We start from the raw sequence: 514 nt of genomic DNA, 5'->3' as shown, positions 1-514 counted from the left end.
GCTTGATTGTTAGTTAGACTTGCAATGTGCGTCGCGAACTTCTTGCCAAACACCCCAAGGTCCAGAGTCTGCTGGGTTATCGCCTTGAGTCCACCATTGTGCTTGCCACACTTTTCCATTCCACGTGACCGTATCGCCTTTATTGTAAACAGATGAGGCTTGCCATTCGTTTGCACAGCTTCCTGTTGGTGGCGACGTTACCGATTTGGCTGTTGCAGACACAACCGCTTGATATAACGTACTGGTTTTATCAACGCCAAAGTTCAACGTCACTCTAGCTTCACCCGCTTGTGATGCGCCAAACTCCACATCCACATGACAGCTCGTATTTGCAGCTAACGTTGTTTGAGAACATTGATCGTTGGCAATCAGTGCTGCATCAGTCACTCCTGAGCCGCCAATGCGTACATTTTCGACAGTGAATGCAGTATTTCCCGAATTACTAATCACAAATCCATGCTGCTTGAGTTCGCCAACATTAAACGCTGGCAACGTTTGATTAGCAGTGTAACCA

1 protein-coding gene is annotated in these 514 nt (G+C 47.3%); it reads right to left on the bottom strand.

The annotated features are described in order from the left end of the window. Positions 1-9: 9 nt before the first annotated feature. A partial coding sequence (locus tag R7190_RS30880) for a carbohydrate-binding protein (RefSeq protein ID WP_318138344.1) occupies positions 10-514 on the bottom strand: 505 nt, incomplete at its 5' end.

It is taken from the genome of Vibrio sp. 1078-1 (assembly GCF_033340475.1).
The sequence above is the reverse complement of the archived record's forward strand: the minus strand, read 5'-3'. Positions and strand labels throughout refer to the sequence as shown.